The 18,055-nt window shown below is 72.4% G+C and carries 16 protein-coding genes; 5 read left to right on the top strand and 11 right to left on the bottom strand.

Annotated elements, in window-relative coordinates; translation table 11 throughout:
- Window positions 1-6 precede the first annotated feature (6 nt).
- The 7 genes from GLX25_RS10565 to GLX25_RS10535 form a co-directional block, all read right to left on the bottom strand.
- The gene (locus tag GLX25_RS10565) at window positions 7-2,319 is read right to left on the bottom strand and encodes a heavy metal translocating P-type ATPase (RefSeq protein WP_155842459.1); all 2,313 of its coding nucleotides are present in this window, start codon (window positions 2,317-2,319) and stop codon (window positions 7-9) included.
- Between the two features lie 5 nt (window positions 2,320-2,324).
- On the bottom strand, window positions 2,325-2,534 hold the full coding sequence (locus tag GLX25_RS10560) for a heavy-metal-associated domain-containing protein (protein WP_155842458.1): 210 nt from the start codon (window positions 2,532-2,534) through the stop codon (window positions 2,325-2,327).
- Between the two features lie 174 nt (window positions 2,535-2,708).
- Window positions 2,709-3,482 (bottom strand): hypothetical protein, encoded by a 774-nt coding sequence (locus GLX25_RS10555; RefSeq protein ID WP_155842457.1) that lies wholly within the window; start codon window positions 3,480-3,482, stop codon window positions 2,709-2,711.
- Window positions 3,479-4,384: an ABC transporter ATP-binding protein gene (locus GLX25_RS10550; RefSeq protein WP_155842456.1), complete on the bottom strand. Its 906-nt coding sequence runs from the start codon at window positions 4,382-4,384 to the stop codon at window positions 3,479-3,481. Before GLX25_RS10550 ends, GLX25_RS10555 begins: the two co-directional genes overlap by 4 nt.
- Window positions 4,381-4,740, bottom strand: coding sequence for a GntR family transcriptional regulator (locus GLX25_RS10545; protein WP_166548712.1), 360 nt, complete (start codon window positions 4,738-4,740; stop codon window positions 4,381-4,383). The genes GLX25_RS10550 and GLX25_RS10545 overlap by 4 nt, the downstream gene beginning before the upstream one ends.
- 66 nt (window positions 4,741-4,806) lie before the next feature.
- Window positions 4,807-6,234 (bottom strand): amidase, encoded by a 1,428-nt coding sequence (locus tag GLX25_RS10540; RefSeq protein WP_166548711.1) that lies wholly within the window; start codon window positions 6,232-6,234, stop codon window positions 4,807-4,809.
- A gap of 94 nt (window positions 6,235-6,328) precedes the next feature.
- On the bottom strand, window positions 6,329-7,321 hold the full coding sequence (locus GLX25_RS10535; RefSeq protein WP_309299157.1) for a DMT family transporter: 993 nt from the start codon (window positions 7,319-7,321) through the stop codon (window positions 6,329-6,331).
- A 166-nt stretch (window positions 7,322-7,487) separates the two neighbouring features.
- On the opposite strand from GLX25_RS10535, the gene lpdA reads away from it, so the two are divergent.
- Complete coding sequence (gene lpdA / locus GLX25_RS10530) at window positions 7,488-8,888, top strand: dihydrolipoyl dehydrogenase (RefSeq protein WP_155842454.1); 1,401 nt, start codon at window positions 7,488-7,490, stop codon at window positions 8,886-8,888.
- 649 nt (window positions 8,889-9,537) lie between these two features.
- On the opposite strand, the gene GLX25_RS10520 is transcribed toward lpdA, so the two are convergent.
- Complete coding sequence (locus GLX25_RS10520; protein WP_155842453.1) at window positions 9,538-11,151, bottom strand: solute symporter family protein; 1,614 nt, start codon at window positions 11,149-11,151, stop codon at window positions 9,538-9,540.
- Window positions 11,151-11,519 (bottom strand): DUF485 domain-containing protein, encoded by a 369-nt coding sequence (locus GLX25_RS10515; protein WP_155842452.1) that lies wholly within the window; start codon window positions 11,517-11,519, stop codon window positions 11,151-11,153. Before GLX25_RS10515 ends, GLX25_RS10520 begins: the two co-directional genes overlap by 1 nt.
- Window positions 11,520-11,700: 181 nt before the next feature.
- Between GLX25_RS10515 and GLX25_RS10510 the strand changes: the two genes are divergently transcribed.
- From GLX25_RS10510 to GLX25_RS10500, 4 genes are all read left to right on the top strand, one after another.
- Window positions 11,701-12,933, top strand: a complete 1,233-nt coding sequence (locus GLX25_RS10510) for a sensor histidine kinase (protein ID WP_155842451.1) — start codon at window positions 11,701-11,703, stop codon at window positions 12,931-12,933.
- Window positions 12,930-13,667, top strand: a complete 738-nt coding sequence (locus tag GLX25_RS10505; protein ID WP_166548710.1) for a LytR/AlgR family response regulator transcription factor — start codon at window positions 12,930-12,932, stop codon at window positions 13,665-13,667. The genes GLX25_RS10510 and GLX25_RS10505 overlap by 4 nt, the downstream gene beginning before the upstream one ends.
- A 230-nt stretch (window positions 13,668-13,897) precedes the next feature.
- On the top strand, window positions 13,898-14,152 hold the full coding sequence (locus GLX25_RS18390) for a DUF485 domain-containing protein (RefSeq protein WP_240898307.1): 255 nt from the start codon (window positions 13,898-13,900) through the stop codon (window positions 14,150-14,152).
- The gene (locus tag GLX25_RS10500) at window positions 14,149-15,615 is read left to right on the top strand and encodes a sodium/solute symporter (protein WP_166548709.1); all 1,467 of its coding nucleotides are present in this window, start codon (window positions 14,149-14,151) and stop codon (window positions 15,613-15,615) included. Before GLX25_RS18390 ends, GLX25_RS10500 begins: the two co-directional genes overlap by 4 nt.
- 92 nt (window positions 15,616-15,707) lie before the next feature.
- Here GLX25_RS10500 and GLX25_RS10495 read toward each other — a convergent pair whose 3' ends face one another.
- Window positions 15,708-16,916, bottom strand: a complete 1,209-nt coding sequence (locus GLX25_RS10495; RefSeq protein WP_155842449.1) for a choice-of-anchor L domain-containing protein — start codon at window positions 16,914-16,916, stop codon at window positions 15,708-15,710.
- A gap of 211 nt (window positions 16,917-17,127) precedes the next feature.
- Window positions 17,128-17,793: a GNAT family N-acetyltransferase gene (locus GLX25_RS10490; RefSeq protein WP_166548708.1), complete on the bottom strand. Its 666-nt coding sequence runs from the start codon at window positions 17,791-17,793 to the stop codon at window positions 17,128-17,130.
- Between the last annotated feature and the right edge of the window lie 262 nt (window positions 17,794-18,055).

The raw sequence follows: 18,055 nt of genomic DNA, 5'->3' as shown, positions 1-18,055 counted from the left end.
TCGACCCTAGGCGGTCGGGACCGCCGATCGGAACGCGCGCAGTCGCAGGCTGTTGCCGACGACGAACACGCTCGAGAACGCCATGGCCGCGCCGGCGAGCATCGGGTTCAGCAACCCGAGCGCCGCGAGCGGGATCGCGGCCACGTTGTACGCGAACGCCCAGAACAGGTTGCCGCGGATGATGCCGAGCGTGCGGCGCGACAGCCGGATCGCGTCGACCGCGGCGAGCAGGTCGCCGCGCACGAGCGTGAGGTCGGCGGCCTCGATCGCGACGTCGCTGCCCGTGCCCATCGCGATGCCGAGGTCGGCCTGCGCGAGCGCCGCCGCGTCGTTCACGCCGTCGCCCACCATCGCGACCGAGCGCCCCTCGCCCTGCAGTCGGGCGACCACCGCGGCCTTGTCGGCGGGCAGCACCTCGGCGATGACCCGCTCGATGCCGACCTCGCCGGCGACCCGCCGCGCCACGGTCGCGTTGTCGCCCGTGAGCAGGATCGGCTCGAGCCCGAGCCGCCGCAGTCGCGCGATCGCGTCGGCGCTCGTCGGCTTCACGGCGTCGGCGACGGCGAGCGCGCCGCGCACGCGGCCGTCCCAGGCGACGACGACCGCCGTGCGGCCCTCCGCCTCGGCGGCGACGACGGATGCCGCGACCCGCGCGTCGGGCTCGATCGCCCAGTCGGCGAGCAGCGCGGGCTGGCCGACGAGCACCAGGTGCCCGTCGACCACGCCGTGCACGCCGAGCCCGGGATCGTTCTCGAAGGACTCGGGCGTCGGCAGGTCGCCGACCCGCGCGGCCGCGCCATCCGCGATCGCCTTCGCGACCGGGTGCTCGGAGGCGTGCTCGAGCGCACCCGCGAGGCGCAGCAGGTCGGCCTCGTCGACGCCGTCGGCCGCGTGCACGCTCGGGAGCGACATCCGCCCGCTCGTCACGGTGCCCGTCTTGTCGAGCACGATGGTGTCGACGCGGCGCGTGGACTCGAGGACCTCCGGCCCCTTGATGAGCACGCCGAGCTGGGCGCCGCGACCGGTGCCGACGAGCAGCGCCGTCGGGGTCGCGAGGCCGAGCGCGCACGGGCACGCGATGATGAGCACGGCGACCGCCGCCGTGAACGCGGCGGCCGCTGGGAACCCGGCGCCGAGCCACACGCCGAGCGTCGCGAGCGCGATGGCGATCACGACCGGCACGAACACGCCCGCGACGCGGTCGGCGAGCCGCTGCACCTGGGCCTTGCCCGCCTGGGCGTCCTCGACGAGGCGCGCCATCTGCGCGAGCTGCGTGTCGGCGCCGACGCGCGTAGCGCGCACCACGAGGCGTCCGCCCGCGTTCACGGTGGCGCCGATGACGGAGTCGCCGACCTCGACTTCGGCCGGCACCGACTCGCCGGTCACCAACGATGCGTCGACCGCGCTGCGACCGTCGACGACGACGCCGTCGGTCGCGATCTTCTCGCCGGGCCGGACGACGAACGCATCGCCGACCGCGAGCCGCTCGACCGGGATGCGGGTCTCGACGCCGTCGCGGAGCACCGCGACGTCCTTCGCACCGAGCTCGAGCAGCGCCCGGAGCGCCGCGCCCGCAGCACGCTTGGACCGCTTCTCGAGGTAGCGGCCGAGCAGCACGAACATCGTCACGCCCGCGGCGACCTCGAGGTAGAGGTTCGAGGCGCCGTCGCTCGGGGCGACGGTGAGCTCGAAGCCGTGCACCATGCCGGGAGTGCCGGCGGTGCCGAGGAAGAGGGCGTACAGCGACCAGGCGAACGCCGCCGTGACGCCGAGCGAGACGAGGGTGTCCATGGTCGCGGCGCCGTGCCGCAGGTTGACGAGCGCCGCGCGGTGGAACGGCCAGGCGGCCCACGTCACGACCGGCGCGGCGAGCGCGAGCGACGCCCACTGCCAGTACGTGAACTGCAGTGCGGGCACCATCGCGAGGAGGATCACGGGCACCGAGAGCACGACGGAGGCGACGAGGCGCGTGCGCAGCGAGCGGAGCTCGGCGTCGGCGCGTGTCTCGGCGGTCGCGGAGGCGGGGGCGGAGGCGGCACCCTGGCCACCGGCGTCGCCGGTCTCGCCGGCCGGAGCCGGAGGCGGCGGAAGCTCGGCGCGGTAGCCCGCCGCCTCGACCGTCGCGATGAGCTCGGCCGCGTCGACGCTCCCGGGCGCCGACACGCGCGCCTTCTCGGTCGCGTAGTTCACGGCCGCCGTGACGCCGTCGAGGCGGTTGAGCTTCTTCTCGATGCGCATCGCGCAGGAGGCGCAGGTCATGCCGCCGATCTCGAGCTCGACGATCCGCTGGTCGGCGGATCCGGTCGCGAGGTCCGTCATCGCCGTCAGACGCGCACGGCGGAGTAGCCGGCCTCCTCGACGGCGGCGATCACGCCGGCGTCGTCGAGCTCGGCCGGAGCCGAGAGGGTCAGCGTGCCGGCGGCGGCCGAGACCCGGATGCCGGTCACGCCCGACACCTGCTCGACCTCTTCGCGCACCGACAGCTCGCAGTGCCCGCACGTCATGCCGGTGACCTGGTACTCGCGCTCGGTCATGGAGTTCTCCTCATCTGGATCGGATCGAGTTCGAGGATACCCCGATGGGGTACCTCTTCCAAGTCGAACACTATACCCCTTGTGGGTATTCCGATCCGGCGGTGCGATGACGAAGGGCGCGACATCCGATTCGGATGCCGCGCCCTCGCCGCGCCCCTCGGACGCCGCGACCCCCTATCGCGGCGTGGCCCGCCGGATCACCAGCAGGCCGGCGACCGCCCACAGCAGGGCCTTCGCGAGCACGAGCGTGAACACCCCGACGACCCCGATCGATGCGAGCCAGGTGCCGAGCGGCTCCCACGTCTCGGTGAACGTGAGGAACGCGATGATCGCGAGGATCAGGGCGACGCCGCCGAACAGCACGGTCATCATGCCCCTCATGCGCCAGCGCATGTACACCGTCGTGATGCCCGCCCCGATGAACAGCACGAGGAGCTGCAGCGCGAACGTCGTGTAGAAGGCGGTGCCCCAGTCGGCTCCCACGTACCAGAGCGCGTCGAACATCCCGGCACCGATCCCCCAACCGTTCGTCGCCCGTTCGACGAGCAGGAGGGTCGCGATCGCCGCGGCGTTCACCACCGAGACGATGACGAACATGAGCCCGGTCCCGAGCCAGTAGTCGCGCCGCGTGGCGCCGAAGCCGAGGGCGAACGGGAACGTGTACGACACGGCCTGCACGCCGACGACGATGAGGTACCACTGCGGCGAGAGCACGGCCCAGCTGTACTCGAAGCCCGTCTCCGCCTGGTCGAGCGGTCCGGCCGCGGCCTGGATGATGAGCGCGATGACCATCGTGACCGCCCACGCGCCGGCGAGGATCAGCCACGGCACCCCGAAGAAGATGGCCGGGTTGACGGTGTGCAGGCGCACGATGCGCAGGATCTCGTGCGGCCGGGCTCGACGCGACGACTCGGCGACGCGCACGGACTCGGTGGTGACGGCGGTCATGCCGCGACCTCCCTCTCGGTCGACTCGGCGAGTTCGGCGCCGGTCAGGTGGACGATGAGCTGCTGGAGCGAGACGGGCGCGAGCTCGAGGCCGAGTTCGGCCGCGCGGACGCGCTCGTCGTGGTCGAGGCGTCCGTCGATCGTGACGGATGCCAGGCCGCCGATGGCCTCACGGCCGATCACGGGTCGGTCGGCGACGAACTGATCGACCGTGGCGCGCGCGCCCGCCACCGTCGTCGCGCTGCCGCGGACCTCGTCGGCGTCGCGATCGAGCAGGATCCGCCCCTGGTCGATGAGGATCACGTGCTCGAGGAGGTTCGCGACCTCGTCGATCAGGTGCGTGGAGAGGACCACCGTGCGCGGGTGCGCCGCGTAGTCCTCGAGCAGCCGGTCGTAGAAGATGTGGCGCGCGACGGCGTCGAGGCCGAGGTACGGCTCGTCGAAGAACGTCAGCGGCGCGCGGGACGCGAGGCCCACGATCACGCCGACGGCCGAGAGCTGGCCGCGGCTGAGCTTCTTGATGCGGCGCTTCAGCGGCAGCCGGAAGTCGGCGACCAGCCGCTCGGCGAACTCCGCATCCCAGTGCTCGAAGAACCACGGCGCGGAACGGAAGACGTGCGCCGGCGTGAAGTCCTCGGGGTAGCGCTGGGCCTCCGCGATGAAGCACATGCGACGGAGGACGTCGGCGTGCTCGGCCGGCTGGCGGCCGAACACCTCGAGCTCGCCGCCGTTCGGGAAGATCTGCCCGGTGAGCAGTTGCATCACGGTCGTCTTGCCGGCGCCGTTCCGGCCGAGCAGGCCGTAGATGCGGCCCTCGTCGATCGAGAGGTCGATGCCGTCGATCGCGGTGAACGATCCGTAGCGCTTGGTGAGCCCGTGCGCACGGACGACGGTGGTGGTCATGTCAGGATCCTTTCCTCGCGGACCATGCCCGCGAGCTCGTCGACGCCGATGCCGAGCTTCGCGGCTTCGACGATGAGCGGTCGGAGGTACTCGGCCGCGAACTCGGCGCGGCGACGTTCGATGAGCCGTTCGCGGGCCCCCGGGACGACGAACATGCCGACGCCGCGGCGCTTGGCCACGAGCCCCTGTTCAACGAGCCGGTTCACGCCCTTCAGCGCGGTCGCGGGGTTGATGCGGTGGAACGCGGCGAGCTCGTTGATCGACGGGATCGCGGCATCCTCGGCGACGTGGCCGTCGACGATGTCGTTCTCGATCTGCTCCGCGACCTGCAGGAAGATCGGCCGGGATTCGTCCACGGCGCCTCGCTTCGGTTCATTGGTTAGTTACTTCAGTAATTAACCAACCATGTTCTGGCGCGGATGTCAAGACCCCACGGGTGCCGGAGGCACCGCGGCATCCGCCGGCCGCTCGCGCTCCCACCACGCGGCGAGCGCGAGCACCCGCACGTCCGCGAAGCGCGGGCCCACGACCTGCAGGGCGATCGCGCGCCCGTCGGCCGTCCGGCCGGCGTTGATGCTGACGGCGGGCTGGCCCGACATGTTGTAGGGGAGCGTGAACGCGATGTGCGCCATCCCGAGGTCCTCCTCGCCCCACGGCATCGGCCGTTCGGCCGGGAACGCGGCCATGGGCGCGACGGGCGAGAGCACCGCGTCGAAGGGCGCCGTGGCGAGGACGGTGCGGTGCCGGAGCTCCCCGATGTCGTCGTAGGCCGCGAGCACGTCGGTCCCCGACACGCCGGCGCCGGGAGCGACCCACCGTGCGATGTACGGCAGCACCCGATCGCGCGCCTCCGGCGGGAGCTCGTCGAACGTGCGCCGGAACCGCACGCGCCAGAACAGGTCGACCTGCCCGAGGAGTCCGTCGTCGAGGAACGGCGCGAGCTCGACGACGTCGGCGCCGGCCGCGGCGAACCGCTCGGCCGCGGACCGCACCGCCGCGGCGACCTCGGGGTCGACGGGCAGTCCGGCCCCGGCGTCGGCGTGCACGGCGATCCGGAGTCCGCGCACCTCGAGCCCGGGATCGGTCCAGTCGAGCTCCTCGTACGGCAGCGACGTGTGGTCGCGCACGTCGGGTCGCGTGACGACGGCCATCGCCGCGGCGAGGTCGGCGACCCGGCGCCCGATCGGCCCGGCGGCGCGCCCCAGGTACGGCGGGTCGATCGGCACGCGTCCCGCACTCGGCTTCAGGCCGACGAGGCCGAGCCACGCCGCGGGGAATCGAACCGACCCGCCGATGTCGGTGCCCAGGTGGATCGGCCCGAGGCCCGCGGCGGCCGCGGCGCCCGCGCCCGCGCTCGACCCGCCGACCGTGAGGGCCGGGTCGAGCGGGCTCCGCGTGATGCCGTGCAGGCTCGACACGCCCGACGAGAGCATGCCCCAGTCGGGCATCGTCGTCGAGCCGAGGATGACGGCACCGGCCTCGCGGAGCCGGGCGACGATCGGCGAGTCGGCCTCGGGCACGACCGGGGCGGATGCCGCGGAGCCCGACCGCGCCGGGACGCCCGCGCGCAGCATGTTCTCCTTGACCGTGACCGGCACGCCGTCGAGCTCGCCGAGCGGTGCCCCGCGCCGGAAGCGATCGGCGCTCGCCGCGGCATCCGCCCTCACCTGGTCGGGATCGTGGTCGGAGAACGCGTTCACGACCGGCTCGAGCCGCGCGATGCGCGCGAGCGCGTCCTCGGCGATCGCGACGGGCGTCGTCGCGACCGTGCGGAAGGCCGCGGCGAGGTCCGCCGCGGAGGAGGTCGCGTCGACGGCGGGATCGGGGGCGGGCTGCGAGGCGCTCGTCACCTGCTCACCCCATCACATCGGGCGCCGACTGGACAGGGGCCGGCGGCCCGCCGGCGCGGCGGCCCGCGCCACGGGACCGCACGCGAGCCGCGCGTCAGGCGGCCGTCGCCGAACGTCGCGCGAGCGGCATCCGCACCCGACCCTGCGCCAGCAGGATGCCGAGCATGACGACGAGCGCGCCGACGGGCTCGTTCCACGACAGCGGCTCGCTGAGCACCAGCACGCCGAGCACGACGCCCACGACGGGCGTGACGTAGGTGACGGTCGAGGCGTTCGTCGGGCCCCAGTCGCGGATGACGCCGATGTTCCAGACGTAGGCGAGCCCCGTGCCCAGGATGCCGAGGATGGCGAGGCACACGACGATCGCGGCGTCGAGGCGCACCGGTCCGACCGCGAGCAGCGGCGTGAGGAGCAGCATCACCGCGGCGCCCATGCCCACCTGCAGGAACGCGAACGTCGTCTGCGCGATCGGCCGGCCGCTCAGGAACTTGCGCGTGTAGCCGAACATGACGCCGTAGCAGGCCGTCGCACCGAGGCATGCGAGCTGGCCCGCGAGGCTGCCCGCGAGCTCGGTGCGCCACGGCGCGATGATGACGACGACGCCCGCGATGCCCACGAGGACGCCGAGCCAGCGCGACGCGTCGAGCTTCTCGACGCGGAACGCGAGCGTCGCGATGATCGCCGTCATGATCGGCGTGGTCGCGTTGAGGATCGACGCGAGGCTCGAGGTCACGCTCTGCTGCGCCCACGAGAAGAGCAGGAACGGGATGACGCAGCCGAGCACGCCGATCACGAGGAAGTGCAGCCACACCACCGGCTGCCGCGGGAGCACCGGCCCGCCCGCTACGCGCGGCCGGGCGACCAGCACGACGAGGCCGAGCGTGAGGCCGCCGAGCACCGTGCGCGTCCACGCGACCTGCGTGAACGAGATGCCGGTGAGCGCGACCGCCATGAAGAGGAAGCTCGCGCCCCACACGAGGCCGGCCGCGAGGAACTGGGCCCAGGTGCGGATGCCGCCCGCGCGCGGTGCGCGGCCGGTGGTGGACGGGGTGCGGGAGGCGGTGCCGGTGGTGGTGCTCGTGCTCACCCGTTCACGGTACGACCGGCGGCGCACGTCCACGAGGGCTGCCGGATGCGATGTCCGGAACCCGCCGAAGGTTGGCAGGCAGGTGCCCGGCCCGCGCACCATCGGGCACGTCCGCCCACGCATCCGATCCGTGCCGATCCCGCTCGCCCCGCCTAGGCTTGGCGCCATGACCAGCCATTTCGACGTCATCGTCCTGGGCGCGGGTCCGGGCGGCTACGTGGCCGCCATCCGCGCCGCCCAGCTCGGCCGGAAGGTCGCCGTCATCGAGGAGAAGTACTGGGGCGGGGTCTGCCTCAACGTCGGCTGCATCCCCTCGAAGGCGCTGCTGCGCAACGCCGAACTCGCCCACATCTTCCACGCGCAGGCCTCGACCTTCGGCATCTCGGGCGATGTGCAGTTCGACTTCGGCGCGGCATACGACCGCAGCCGCCAGGTGTCGGAGAAGCACGTCAAGGGCGTGCACTTCCTCATGAAGAAGAACGGCATCACCGAGTTCGACGGCCGCGGCTCGTTCACGGGCCCGAACGCGATCGACGTCGCGAAGGGCGACGGCACGGTCGAGTCGCTGACCTTCGACCACGCGATCATCGCCACGGGATCGAAGGTCCGCCTGCTCCCCGGGGTCGAGCTCTCGGACAACGTCGTCACGTACGAGACGCAGATCCTCACGCGCGACCTGCCGCGCTCGATCGCCATCGTCGGCGCGGGCGCCATCGGCATGGAGTTCGCGTACGTGCTGCGCAACTACGGCGTCGAGGTCACGGTCGTCGAGTTCCTCGACCGCGCGCTGCCGAACGAGGACGCGGAGGTCTCGAAGGAGATCACCCGCCAGTACCGCAACCTCGGCATCCCGATCCTCACCTCCACGAAGGTCCAGACCGTCACCGACCAGGGCAGCCAGGTCACCGTGACCTACACGGGCGCCGACGGCCAGCCCGGCTCGCTCGTCGTCGACAAGGTGCTCATGGCGGTCGGCTTCGCGCCGAACGTCGAGGGCTTCGGCCTCGACGCCGCGGGCGTGCAGCTCACCGAGCGCGGCGCCATCGCGATCGACGAGCGCATGCGTACGAACGTGCCCCACATCTACGCGATCGGCGACGCGACCGCGAAGCTCATGCTCGCGCACGTCGCCGAGGCGCAGGGCGTCGTCGCGGCCGAGACCATCGCCGACGCCGAGACCATGGAGCTCGGCGACTACCGGATGATGCCGCGCGCGACGTTCTGCTCGCCGCAGGTCGCGTCGTTCGGGCTCACCGAGCAGCAGGCGCGCGACGAGGGCCACGACGTGGTCGTCGCGAAGTTCCCGTTCACCGCGAACGGCAAGGCGAACGGCCTCGGCGACCCCGTCGGCTTCGTGAAGCTCGTCGCCGACAAGACCCACTACGAACTCCTCGGCGGCCACCTCATCGGCCCCGACGCCTCGGAGCTCCTCCCCGAGCTCACCCTCGCGCAGAAGTGGGACCTCGGCGCACTCGAGCTCGCCCGCAACGTGCACACCCACCCGACGCTGTCGGAGGCGCTGCAGGAGGCGTTCCACGGGCTGACGGGGCACATGATCAACATGTAGTCATCGGTGGTCGAGCAGGGCGCCCGCGCCCGTATCGAGACCGGGAAGGGGACTCGCGATGAACCGGCTCATGATCATCCTCGGCGCCCTGCTCATCCTGATCGGTGCGGTGTGAACCCTGCAGGGGCTCGGCGCGCTTCCCGGCTCCGTGATGAGCGGGGTCGCCATCTGGGCGGTCGTCGGGCCGATCGTCGCGATCGTCGGCCTCGTCCTCCTCGGCGTGGGGATCGCGCGGCTCCGGCGCGCGTCACGGTAGTCGGGGGAACCGTGGAGACCGAGCGCTTCGTGCGTCATCGGCCTCCGGCCCGGATGCCACGTGCCGAGCGCCGCGGCATCCGCCCATGGGCGTCTCACCACCACCGCTGCTCGGCGCGGTCACCCGCGGCCCGGGGCCGAGCTCGGCCATGCCCTCACCCTCGGATGAGGGAGAAAGGTATCCCCGGAATACCTTTCTCCCTCCTCTGGCGGAGAGACCATCTCGACCGTGGCGTTCCTGCGCGCAGCGCAACGGGGGCGGATGCCGGGCCCTGGGCCCGAGGCATCCGCCCCCGTCGTGCCGGCGACGAGGTCGTGGGCAGGCGGTCCCACCCCGTCGCAGTCGTGTCCGGCGGCCGCCCGCTACCCCATCCCGGAGCGGCCGCCGGAGTCTCTAGTGGCTCACCGCCTTCTCGGCGCCGAGGCCGGTGAGCGAGCGGACCTCCATCTCGGCCTGCTTCTCGGGGCTCTCGACCGTCTTGTCGAGCTTGCTCACGATCCATCCGAGGAGGAAGGCGAGCGGGATCGAGACGATGCCCGGGTTCGACAGCGGGAAGATCGCGAAGTCGATCGCCTCGGTCTTCAGCATCGACGTCTCGGAGCCCGAGACCACCGGCGAGAAGATGATGAGCACGATCGCCGAGATCAGGCCGCCGTACATGCTCCAGAGGGCGCCCTTGGTCGTGAAGCCCTTCCAGAACAGCGAGTAGACGATCGTCGGCAGGTTCGCGGACGCGGCCACCGCGAACGCGAGCGCCACGAGGAACGCGACGTTCTGACCGTTCGCCCCGATGCCGCCGATGATCGCGACGACGCCGATGATGACGACGGTACGCCGCGCCACCTTGACCTCGGCGCCCGGCTCGGGCTTGCCCTTCTTCACGACCGACGCGTAGATGTCGTGCGCGAACGACGCCGCCGCGGTGATCGTGAGGCCGGCCACGACCGCGAGGATCGTGGCGAACGCGATCGCCGAGATCAGGCCGAGCAGCACCGGGCCGCCGAGCGAGAACGCCAGCAGCGGCGCCGCCGAGTTCGGGCCGCCGGGCGCGGCCGCGATGACCGCGGGACCGACGAGGGCCGCCGCACCGTAGCCGAGCACCAGCGTGAACACGTAGAAGATGCCGATCAGCCAGATCGCCCAGACGACCGACTTGCGGGCCTCCTTCGCGGTCGGGACCGTGTAGAAGCGCATGAGCACGTGCGGGAGGGCCGCGGTGCCGAGCACGAGCGCGAGGCCGAGCGAGACGAAGTCGATCTTGCTGACCTCGGAGACGCCGTACTTCAGGCCCGGGTCGAGGATCGCCGGGTTCTCGGCCACGGCGACGGCCTTGTCGAGCAGCGCCGAGAAGTCGAAGCCGTTGAGCGCGAGCACCCAGATCGTCATCACGCCGGCGCCCGCGATGAGCAGCACGGCCTTGATGATCTGCACCCAGGTGGTGCCCTTCATGCCGCCGACGAGCACGTAGAGGATCATGAGCGCGCCGACCACGGTGATGACGACCGCCTGGCCGACCTGGTCGCCGACGCCGAGCAGCAGCGACACGAGGCCGCCGGCCCCGGCCATCTGCGCGAGCAGGTAGAAGAAGCACACCACGAGGGTCGTCGTCGCCGCCGCGATGCGGACGGGCCGCTGCTTGAGGCGGAACGAGAGCACGTCGGCCATCGTGAACTTGCCCGTGTTCCGGAGGAGCTCCGCGACGAGCAGGAGCGCCACGAGCCAGGCCACGAGGAAGCCGATCGAGTACAGGAACCCGTCGTAGCCGTTCAGGGCGATCGCGCCGACGATGCCGAGGAACGACGCCGCCGAGAGGTAGTCGCCCGCGATGGCCGAGCCGTTCTGGCCGCCCGTGAACGAGCGCCCGGCCGCGTAGTAGTCGGCCGCGGTCTTGTTGTTCCGGCTGGCGCGGAACACGATGACCATCGTCACCGCGACGAACGCGCCGAAGATGGCGATGTTGAGCCAGGGGTTGCCGGGCGAGCTCGTCGCCGCTTCGAACGCGAACATCAGCGCACCGCCCCCTCGGTCTCGAAGTCGCCGGACTCGATCTCGGTGCGGATCTTCTCCGAGCGCGGGTCGAGCTGCTTGTTGGCGTAGTGGACGTACCACATCGTCACGGCGAAGGTGGTGACCACCTGTGCGAGCCCGAGGAGCATCGCCACGTTCACGCTGCCGAACACCCGGGTCGACATGAAGTCGACCGCGTAGACGGCGAGCAGCACGTAGGCGAAGTACCAGACGAGGCACGCCGTGAGGACGGGGAACACGAAACTGCGGTGGGTCCTGCGGAGCTCCTGGAACTCCGGTGATTGCTGCACGGCGGGGTAGTCGACGTGGCTCAGGTCGACATCCGCTCTCAGGGCCTCGTTGCCCATGGCGTCTCTCCTTCGAGGGGGGTGCGGCCGGGGCTGGCCCCGCGCCGCTGCGGTCGCGATGCGTCCATGCTGAACCTGCGGATGCCGCGCCGGGGGGCCCGACCGCTCGTCGTCGGTGAACGGCGCCGACCGTGCGACGAACGGCGCGAGGCGACGACGAACGACGGCTACAGTCGGACGCATGCCCGAGTCGATGCTGCTCGCCGCCGCTGCCGGCGTCGTCGCGGGCGCGCTCGCCGTGGGCGTCGTGGTGCTGCTCCGGCGGCTCGCGGTGCAGTCGAAGGAGCTCGGCACCGACGCCGAACGGGCCACCTACGAGACCCTCCACCTGGCCTCGCGGGCCGCGAAGCACCTGCGCGGCGACATGACCGAGGCGGATGCCGTGCGCGCAGCGCGGCACCTCCGGTCGATGCTCGGCGCCGACACGGTCGCGCTCGTGATGACGGGCGGGCCGGTCGCGGTCGACGGCGACGAGACGCTCGTCTCCGCCGCGGAGCGGCTCGCCGACGAGGCGGTCGAGACGGGCCGGCCGCAGGTCGAGCGACGCGTGCCGACCCCGTCGGGCGAGACGGATGCCGCGGCCGCGCCGATCCTCGCCGACGGCGTCGCGGTCGGTGCCGTCGTCGCCTTCGCCGGCCGTGTGCGCGCCGGGCTCGTACGGGCGACGGGCGAGGTCGCCGAGTGGGTCGCCGCGCAGGTCGAGCTCGGCGAGCTCGACGCCTCGCGGGCGGCGCTCGCCGAGCTCGAGGTGCGCGCGCTGCGCGCGCAGATCAGCCCGCACTTCATCTACAACTCGCTGAACGCGATCGCGTCGTTCATCAACACCGACCCCGCGAAGGCGCGCGAGCTCGTGCTCGAGTTCGCCGACTTCACGCGCTACTCGTTCCGCCGCCACGGCGACTTCACGACCGTCGCCGAGGAGCTCCGCTCGATCGACTCCTACCTGAAGCTCGAGCGGGCGCGCTTCGGCGACCGCCTGCGGGTGACGCTGCAGGTCGCGCCCGAGGTGCTCTCGACCGTCATCCCGTTCCTGTCGATCCAGCCCCTCGTCGAGAACGCCGTGCGGCACGGCCTCGAGGCGAAGGAGGGCGGCGGGCGCATCACGATCATCGCGGAGGACCGCGGCGCGTTCGCCGAGATCACGGTCGAGGACGACGGCGTCGGCATCGACCCGGAGGTCGCCGCGCAGGTGCTCGCCGGGGGCACGCCGGGCGAGCACGTGGGCCTCCGCAACGTCGACGCGCGGCTCCGTCAGGTGTACGGCGACGAGCATGGGCTCGTCGTGGAGACGAACGTCGGTGCCGGCACGCTCGTGCGGATGAGCGTGCCGAAGTCGCAGCCCGGCCGCTCCGCGGCATCCGTCGACGCCCGCGCGGGCCGGCCCGCCGAGCCGGATGGGAGACTGGTGCCGTGATCTCGGTCCTCATCGCCGACGACGAGCAGCCCGCGGTGGACGAGCTCGCGTTCCTCCTCGGCCAGGACCCGCGGATCGGCACGATCCACCGCGCGACGTCGGGCGCCGAGGCGATCAGGATCCTCACGCGCGAGCCCGTCGACGCCGCCTTCCTCGACATCCACATGCCCGGCCTGTCGGGCTTCGACCTCGCCCGCGCGCTGCAGCGCTTCGAGCACAAGCCGGCGTTCGTCTTCGTGACGGCCGACGAGGAGGGCGCGCTCGAGGCGTTCGACCTCGCCGCGGTCGACTACCTGCTGAAGCCCGTGCGCACCGAGCGGCTGCACCGGTCGGTCACGCGCGTCGTCGAGTCGATGGGCCAGGGGCCGGCGACGGATGCCGCGGCCGCGCGCCCCGAGATGATCGCCGTCACGCTCGGCGGCACGACCCGCATGATCCGCCGCGACGACGTGCGCTACGTGCAGGCGCAGGGCGACTACGCACGCCTGCACACCGACGAGGCGAGCTACCTCGTGCGCGTGCCGATGTCCGACCTCGAGCGCCAGTGGGCGGAGGCCGGCTTCGTGCGCGTGCACCGGTCGTACCTCGTCGCGCTCCCCCACGTCACGCGGGTCCGGCTGGGCGGCGACCGCCCGACGATCGTGGTCGGGCAGGCCGAGCTGCCGGTGAGCCGCCGGCTGCTGCCCGGCCTCCGCGAGCGGCTCGAGGCGGCAACGCCGCGGGCGCGGCCGTGAGCGACGACCCGCGCGACCCCGCGCCGCTACCCCCCGGTGGTCGAGTAGGACGCGAAGCGCCCGTATCGAGACCCCCCTCCGCCGACGACCCCGCGCCCTCGCCCCCACCTCCCCGCGTCCGCATCACCGCGCCGCGGAACGGCCCCGCCGCGACATCCGATCGCCGCCCGGTCGCGCGCCTGCGCGGGCCCGGGACCGACACGGGACCGACCGACATCCAGTCGGTCTACGTGCGCTCGCTGATCCGGTCGCAGCTGCGCCTCGCGCTGATCTGCGCGAGCGGGTTCGTGGTCGCGACCGTCGTCTTCGTCGGCGTCGTGGTGTTCGCGCCGGCGCTCGACGACGTGCTCGTCGCGGGCGTGCCCGTCTCGTGGCTGCTCCTCGGCTTCGGCGTGTACCCGCTCGCCGTCACCGTCGCCGCCCTCTACGTGCGCGCGGCGTCGCGCAACGAGGCCCGATACCGCTCGCTCGCGGAGGACGCGTGAGCCCCGCGATCGGCTATGCGGCGATCGTCGCGGTCGCGCTCGTCTCGGTGCTCATCGGGTTCTACGGGCTGCGCATCTCGCGCACGACGAGCGACTTCTACGTCGCGAGCCGCACGGTGCGGCCGTGGTGGAACGCGTCCGCCATCGGCGGCGAGTACCTCTCCGCGGCGTCGTTCCTCGGCATCGCGGGCCTGATCCTGCTCACCGGCTCGGGCGGCATGTGGTTCCCGATCGGCTACACCGCCGGGTACCTCATGCTGCTGCTCTTCGTCGCCGCGCCGCTGCGACGCTCGGGCGCCTACACGATCCCCGACTTCACCGAGGCGCGGCTCGAATCGCTCGCGGTGCGGCGCGTCACGAGCGTGCTCGTCGTCGTCATCGGATGGCTCTACATCGTGCCGCAGCTGCAGGGCGCCGCGCTCACCGTGCGGATCACGACCGGCCTGCCGAGCTGGGTCGGCTCGGTCGCCGTCGCGGCGCTCGTCGCCATCGTCGTCGCAGCGGGCGGCATGCGCTCGATCACGTTCGTCCAGGCGTTCCAGTTCTGGCTGAAGCTCGCGGCGATCGCGGTGCCCGTCATCGCGCTGCTCATCGTGACCGGCGCCGTCGAGCCCGAGCTCGCGCCCGCCCAGGCGTTCCCGGCGTCCGACGGCCCCGGAGCGCTCGACGCGTACCGGACCGTGTCGCTCATGGTCGCGCTGCTCCTCGGCACGCTCGGCCTCCCCCACGTGCTCGTCCGGTTCTACACCAACCCCGACGGGCCCGCCGCGCGACGTACGACCGTCATCGTGCTCGTGCTGCTGTCGGTGTTCTACGCGTTCCCGACGCTCTTCGGGCTGCTCGGCCGGGCGTTCGCCCCCGACCTCGCGACGCCCGGGGATGCCGACGCGCTCGTGCTCGTGCTGCCCGACCGGCTGCTGCCGGGCGTCTGGGGCGACCTGCTCACCGCCCTCGTGATCGGCGGCGCGTTCGCCGCGTTCCTGTCGACCTCGTCGGGCCTCGTCGTCTCGGTCGCGGGCGTCATCTCGCAGGACCTCCTCGGCGGCAGCGTCCGCGGCTTCCGCATCGCGGCGTTCGCCTCCACGGCCGTACCGCTCGTCGTCGCGTTCGCGACCGAGCCGGCCGGGCTCGCGGGCAGCGTCGGGCTCGTCTTCGCGTTCACCGCGTCGACGCTCTGCCCGGTGCTCATCCTCGGCATCTGGTGGCGCGGGCTCACCGCGCGCGGCGCCATCGCGGGCATGGCCACCGGCGCGACGCTCTCGGGGGCGGCGATCCTCGGCGGCGCCCTCCTCACGGCGGCGGCGCCCGCCATCCGCCCGCTCATCGAGCAGCCGGCCGCCTGGACGGTGCCGATCGCGGTCCTCGTGACCGTGCTCGTGTCGAGGGCCGACCGGCGACGGATGCCGCGCGGCACCGACGCGTTCCTCGCGCGGCTGCACCTGCCGGAGCGCGACCGGGGCTGAGCGCCTGCACGAACGCATCGCCCGTGCGACGCGAAGGGCACGCATGCCGCGGCCCCGCCCGCGCGAGGCGGACGGGGCCCGGCATCCCCCGTCTACTGGTGGACGACGATGTTCCCCTTCAGCAGCTGCACCGCCGGGTCGAGGCTCCAGACGACGGCCCCCGTGTCGTCGGTGATGACGATCGAGACCGTGTCGGGTGCGCCCTTCTTGGCCGAGTTGCCGTTGCGGTTGTCGACGACCGTCACCTCGAACGAGTAGCCGTCCTCGCCGTTGAAGCGACCGTCACCCGACCACGTCGCCTCGTTGCCGCTCTGCGAGAACGCCAGCACGTCGGAGCCGTGGAACTTGTCGCCCGTGCGGTGGTCGTTGACCTGCAGGTTGCCGCGCAGGCCCTGCTCGTCGCGGATCACCGTGGTGCCGAACGTCACCGCGCCGTCGGCGAGGTCGAGGCGCCCGCCGCCCGTGACCTTGCCGCTGCCGGCCGGCGGGGTGATCGAGAGCGAACCCGCCTCGATGAAGACCGCGCTGTCGAGGCGCAGGTCACTGGCGTCGGCGATCGCGAGCTTCATGTGGTTGGTGATGTTCGGGTCGACCGGGGCCATGCACGTGAGCGGGATCGTGAGGCCGTCGAGTTCGGTGGGGAACGGGTTCGGGGTCGCGGTGTTGTCGCGGTACAGCGCGGGGTTCGTCGGCGTCGGATCGCCGCCCGGGTTGCCGTTGTTGACCGAGTTCACCGTCACCGGCAGCGTGCCGCCGGGGATCGCAGGATCGGGCACGACCGCGCAGTTCACGCCGTTCACGTAGAAGGCGAACGTGTCGTTGAACTCCGTGTTCACGAACTCGTTGTACTCCTCGGAGCCGAACGTGTACCGGAAGTAGATCGTGGTCGCGCCGGCCGGCACGGTGAAGTCGAACTCCATGACGGCGGCGTCGTACGTCGGGAACCCGGCGAGCGCCGTGAGATCGGCGTCTCCGCCCGTGCCGACCAGGGTCTCGGTGCCCGGCGCGTCGTTCGTCGGCCCGACCGTGTCGGCGATGTCGCCGCTGCCGAGCGTCACCCCGGCGTCGAAGCCGACCGATGCCGCGCCGCCGCTGAACGACCCGGCGCTGACCGGATCGCCGACGTAGGTCACGTTCGAGATCGCCACCCCGGGGCCGACGAGCGTCTGCGCGAGCGCCGCCGGATCGACGGGGTTGATGTACGCGGTCGCGCCGATCGCGACCGCGGGAGTCGCACCGCCGATGAGGGCGGCGACCGAGAGTCCGGCGACCGCGACGATCGTCGTTCTGGTTCGTTGCATGTTCGTGCCTTTCGACCTCGAACGGGCGCGCCGATGCCACCGGCATCCGCACCGCGGGCGTTCCCCCGAGCGCCCACTCCCCCGTGTCCGATGCCAGAGAGTCCCCCCTGACACGCACTGCCTACTCGCGGCGATGGACCGCGGCAAGACGATTGCGGAGCATTTCCCCCGTTCTGGGGACACGGCGTCGGCGACTCGGGCAGCGGCGGGACTACGCCTCGCCTCCCTCTGCGCCGAGAACCTCGCCCAGCGTCACCGGCCGGTCGCCCCAGGCCGCGAGCCGCGCCTCGAGCCCGGCCCGCACCGCGGGCCACTCGTCGACGACGATCGCGTAGACCGCGGTGTCGCGCCAGGTGCCGTCGGGCCGGCGCATCGCGCGACGGTGGATGCCCTCGAACGTCGCGCCGAGCTTCGCGATCGCCGAGCGCGAGCGCGCGTTGACGGCATCCGCCTGCAGCTTCACCCGGCCGAAGCCGTGGTCGAACGCGAGGCCGAGCATGAGCAGCTTCACCTCGGGGTTCACGGCCGTGCCCCAGACCCGCGGGTCGAAGCCGGTCCAGCCGATGTGGGCGGACTCGTTCGGGAGGTCGAGGTCGCCGAGCTTGGATGCACCGACGAGCGCGCCGTCGTCGGGTCCGCCGCGGAGGCGCACCGCGAACGGGATCGCGTCGGCGGCGGGCGTGTACGACGCGCGGGCGAACGCCTCGAACGCCGCGTCGTCGGCCGGCAGGCCGGACGGGCCGCCGCTGAACCCGCCGGCGAACACCTCGGGTCGCCCGATCGCGGCGCGGAGTTCGGGGAAGTCGCCCTCGCCGAGCGGCGTCAGCGCGACGTGGCGGCCTTCGAGCGTGTGGACGAGCGGACGACTGGCGGGCACCCGGCAAGTCTGGCACGCGGTCGAACGCGCGATCGGCCGGGCCGCGCGACCGCCCGGAACCGGCAGGCCCCAAGCGCTCGGGCGGGCGTTGGCGGGCGCCTCCCGACGGATTCGCAGGATGACACGGGCGATGCCCGTCCAGCGGGGGCCATGAGCCACCGCGCCCTGCGAACTCGCGCGACGGGCCCGACGACGCGAAGGGCGGATGCCACGTGGTGCCCCTTCTAACGATCGCTGCAACACCTCGGATTTCGGGGAGTTG

The sequence above is a fragment of the Agromyces luteolus genome (assembly GCF_009729855.1).
GTDB classification, from domain to species: Bacteria; Actinomycetota; Actinomycetes; order Actinomycetales; family Microbacteriaceae; genus Agromyces; species Agromyces luteolus.
The sequence above is the reverse complement of the archived record's forward strand: the minus strand, read 5'-3'. Positions and strand labels throughout refer to the sequence as shown.

What these genes read in the sequence shown, in the direction of transcription:
- GLX25_RS10560 (WP_155842458.1), bottom strand. Translation starts at nt 2,534, where the DNA reads ATGACCGAGCGCGAGTACCAGGTCACCGGCATGACGTGCGGGCACTGC.
- GLX25_RS10495 (WP_155842449.1), bottom strand. Translation starts at nt 16,916, where the DNA reads ATGCAACGAACCAGAACGACGATCGTCGCGGTCGCCGGACTCTCGGTC.
- lpdA (WP_155842454.1), top strand. Translation starts at nt 7,488, where the DNA reads ATGACCAGCCATTTCGACGTCATCGTCCTGGGCGCGGGTCCGGGCGGC.
- GLX25_RS10550 (WP_155842456.1), bottom strand. Translation starts at nt 4,384, where the DNA reads ATGACCACCACCGTCGTCCGTGCGCACGGGCTCACCAAGCGCTACGGA.
- GLX25_RS10520 (WP_155842453.1), bottom strand. Translation starts at nt 11,151, where the DNA reads ATGTTCGCGTTCGAAGCGGCGACGAGCTCGCCCGGCAACCCCTGGCTC.
- GLX25_RS10515 (WP_155842452.1), bottom strand. Translation starts at nt 11,519, where the DNA reads ATGGGCAACGAGGCCCTGAGAGCGGATGTCGACCTGAGCCACGTCGAC.
- GLX25_RS10565 (WP_155842459.1), bottom strand. Translation starts at nt 2,319, where the DNA reads ATGACGGACCTCGCGACCGGATCCGCCGACCAGCGGATCGTCGAGCTC.
- GLX25_RS10510 (WP_155842451.1), top strand. Translation starts at nt 11,701, where the DNA reads ATGCCCGAGTCGATGCTGCTCGCCGCCGCTGCCGGCGTCGTCGCGGGC.
- GLX25_RS10555 (WP_155842457.1), bottom strand. Translation starts at nt 3,482, where the DNA reads ATGACCGCCGTCACCACCGAGTCCGTGCGCGTCGCCGAGTCGTCGCGT.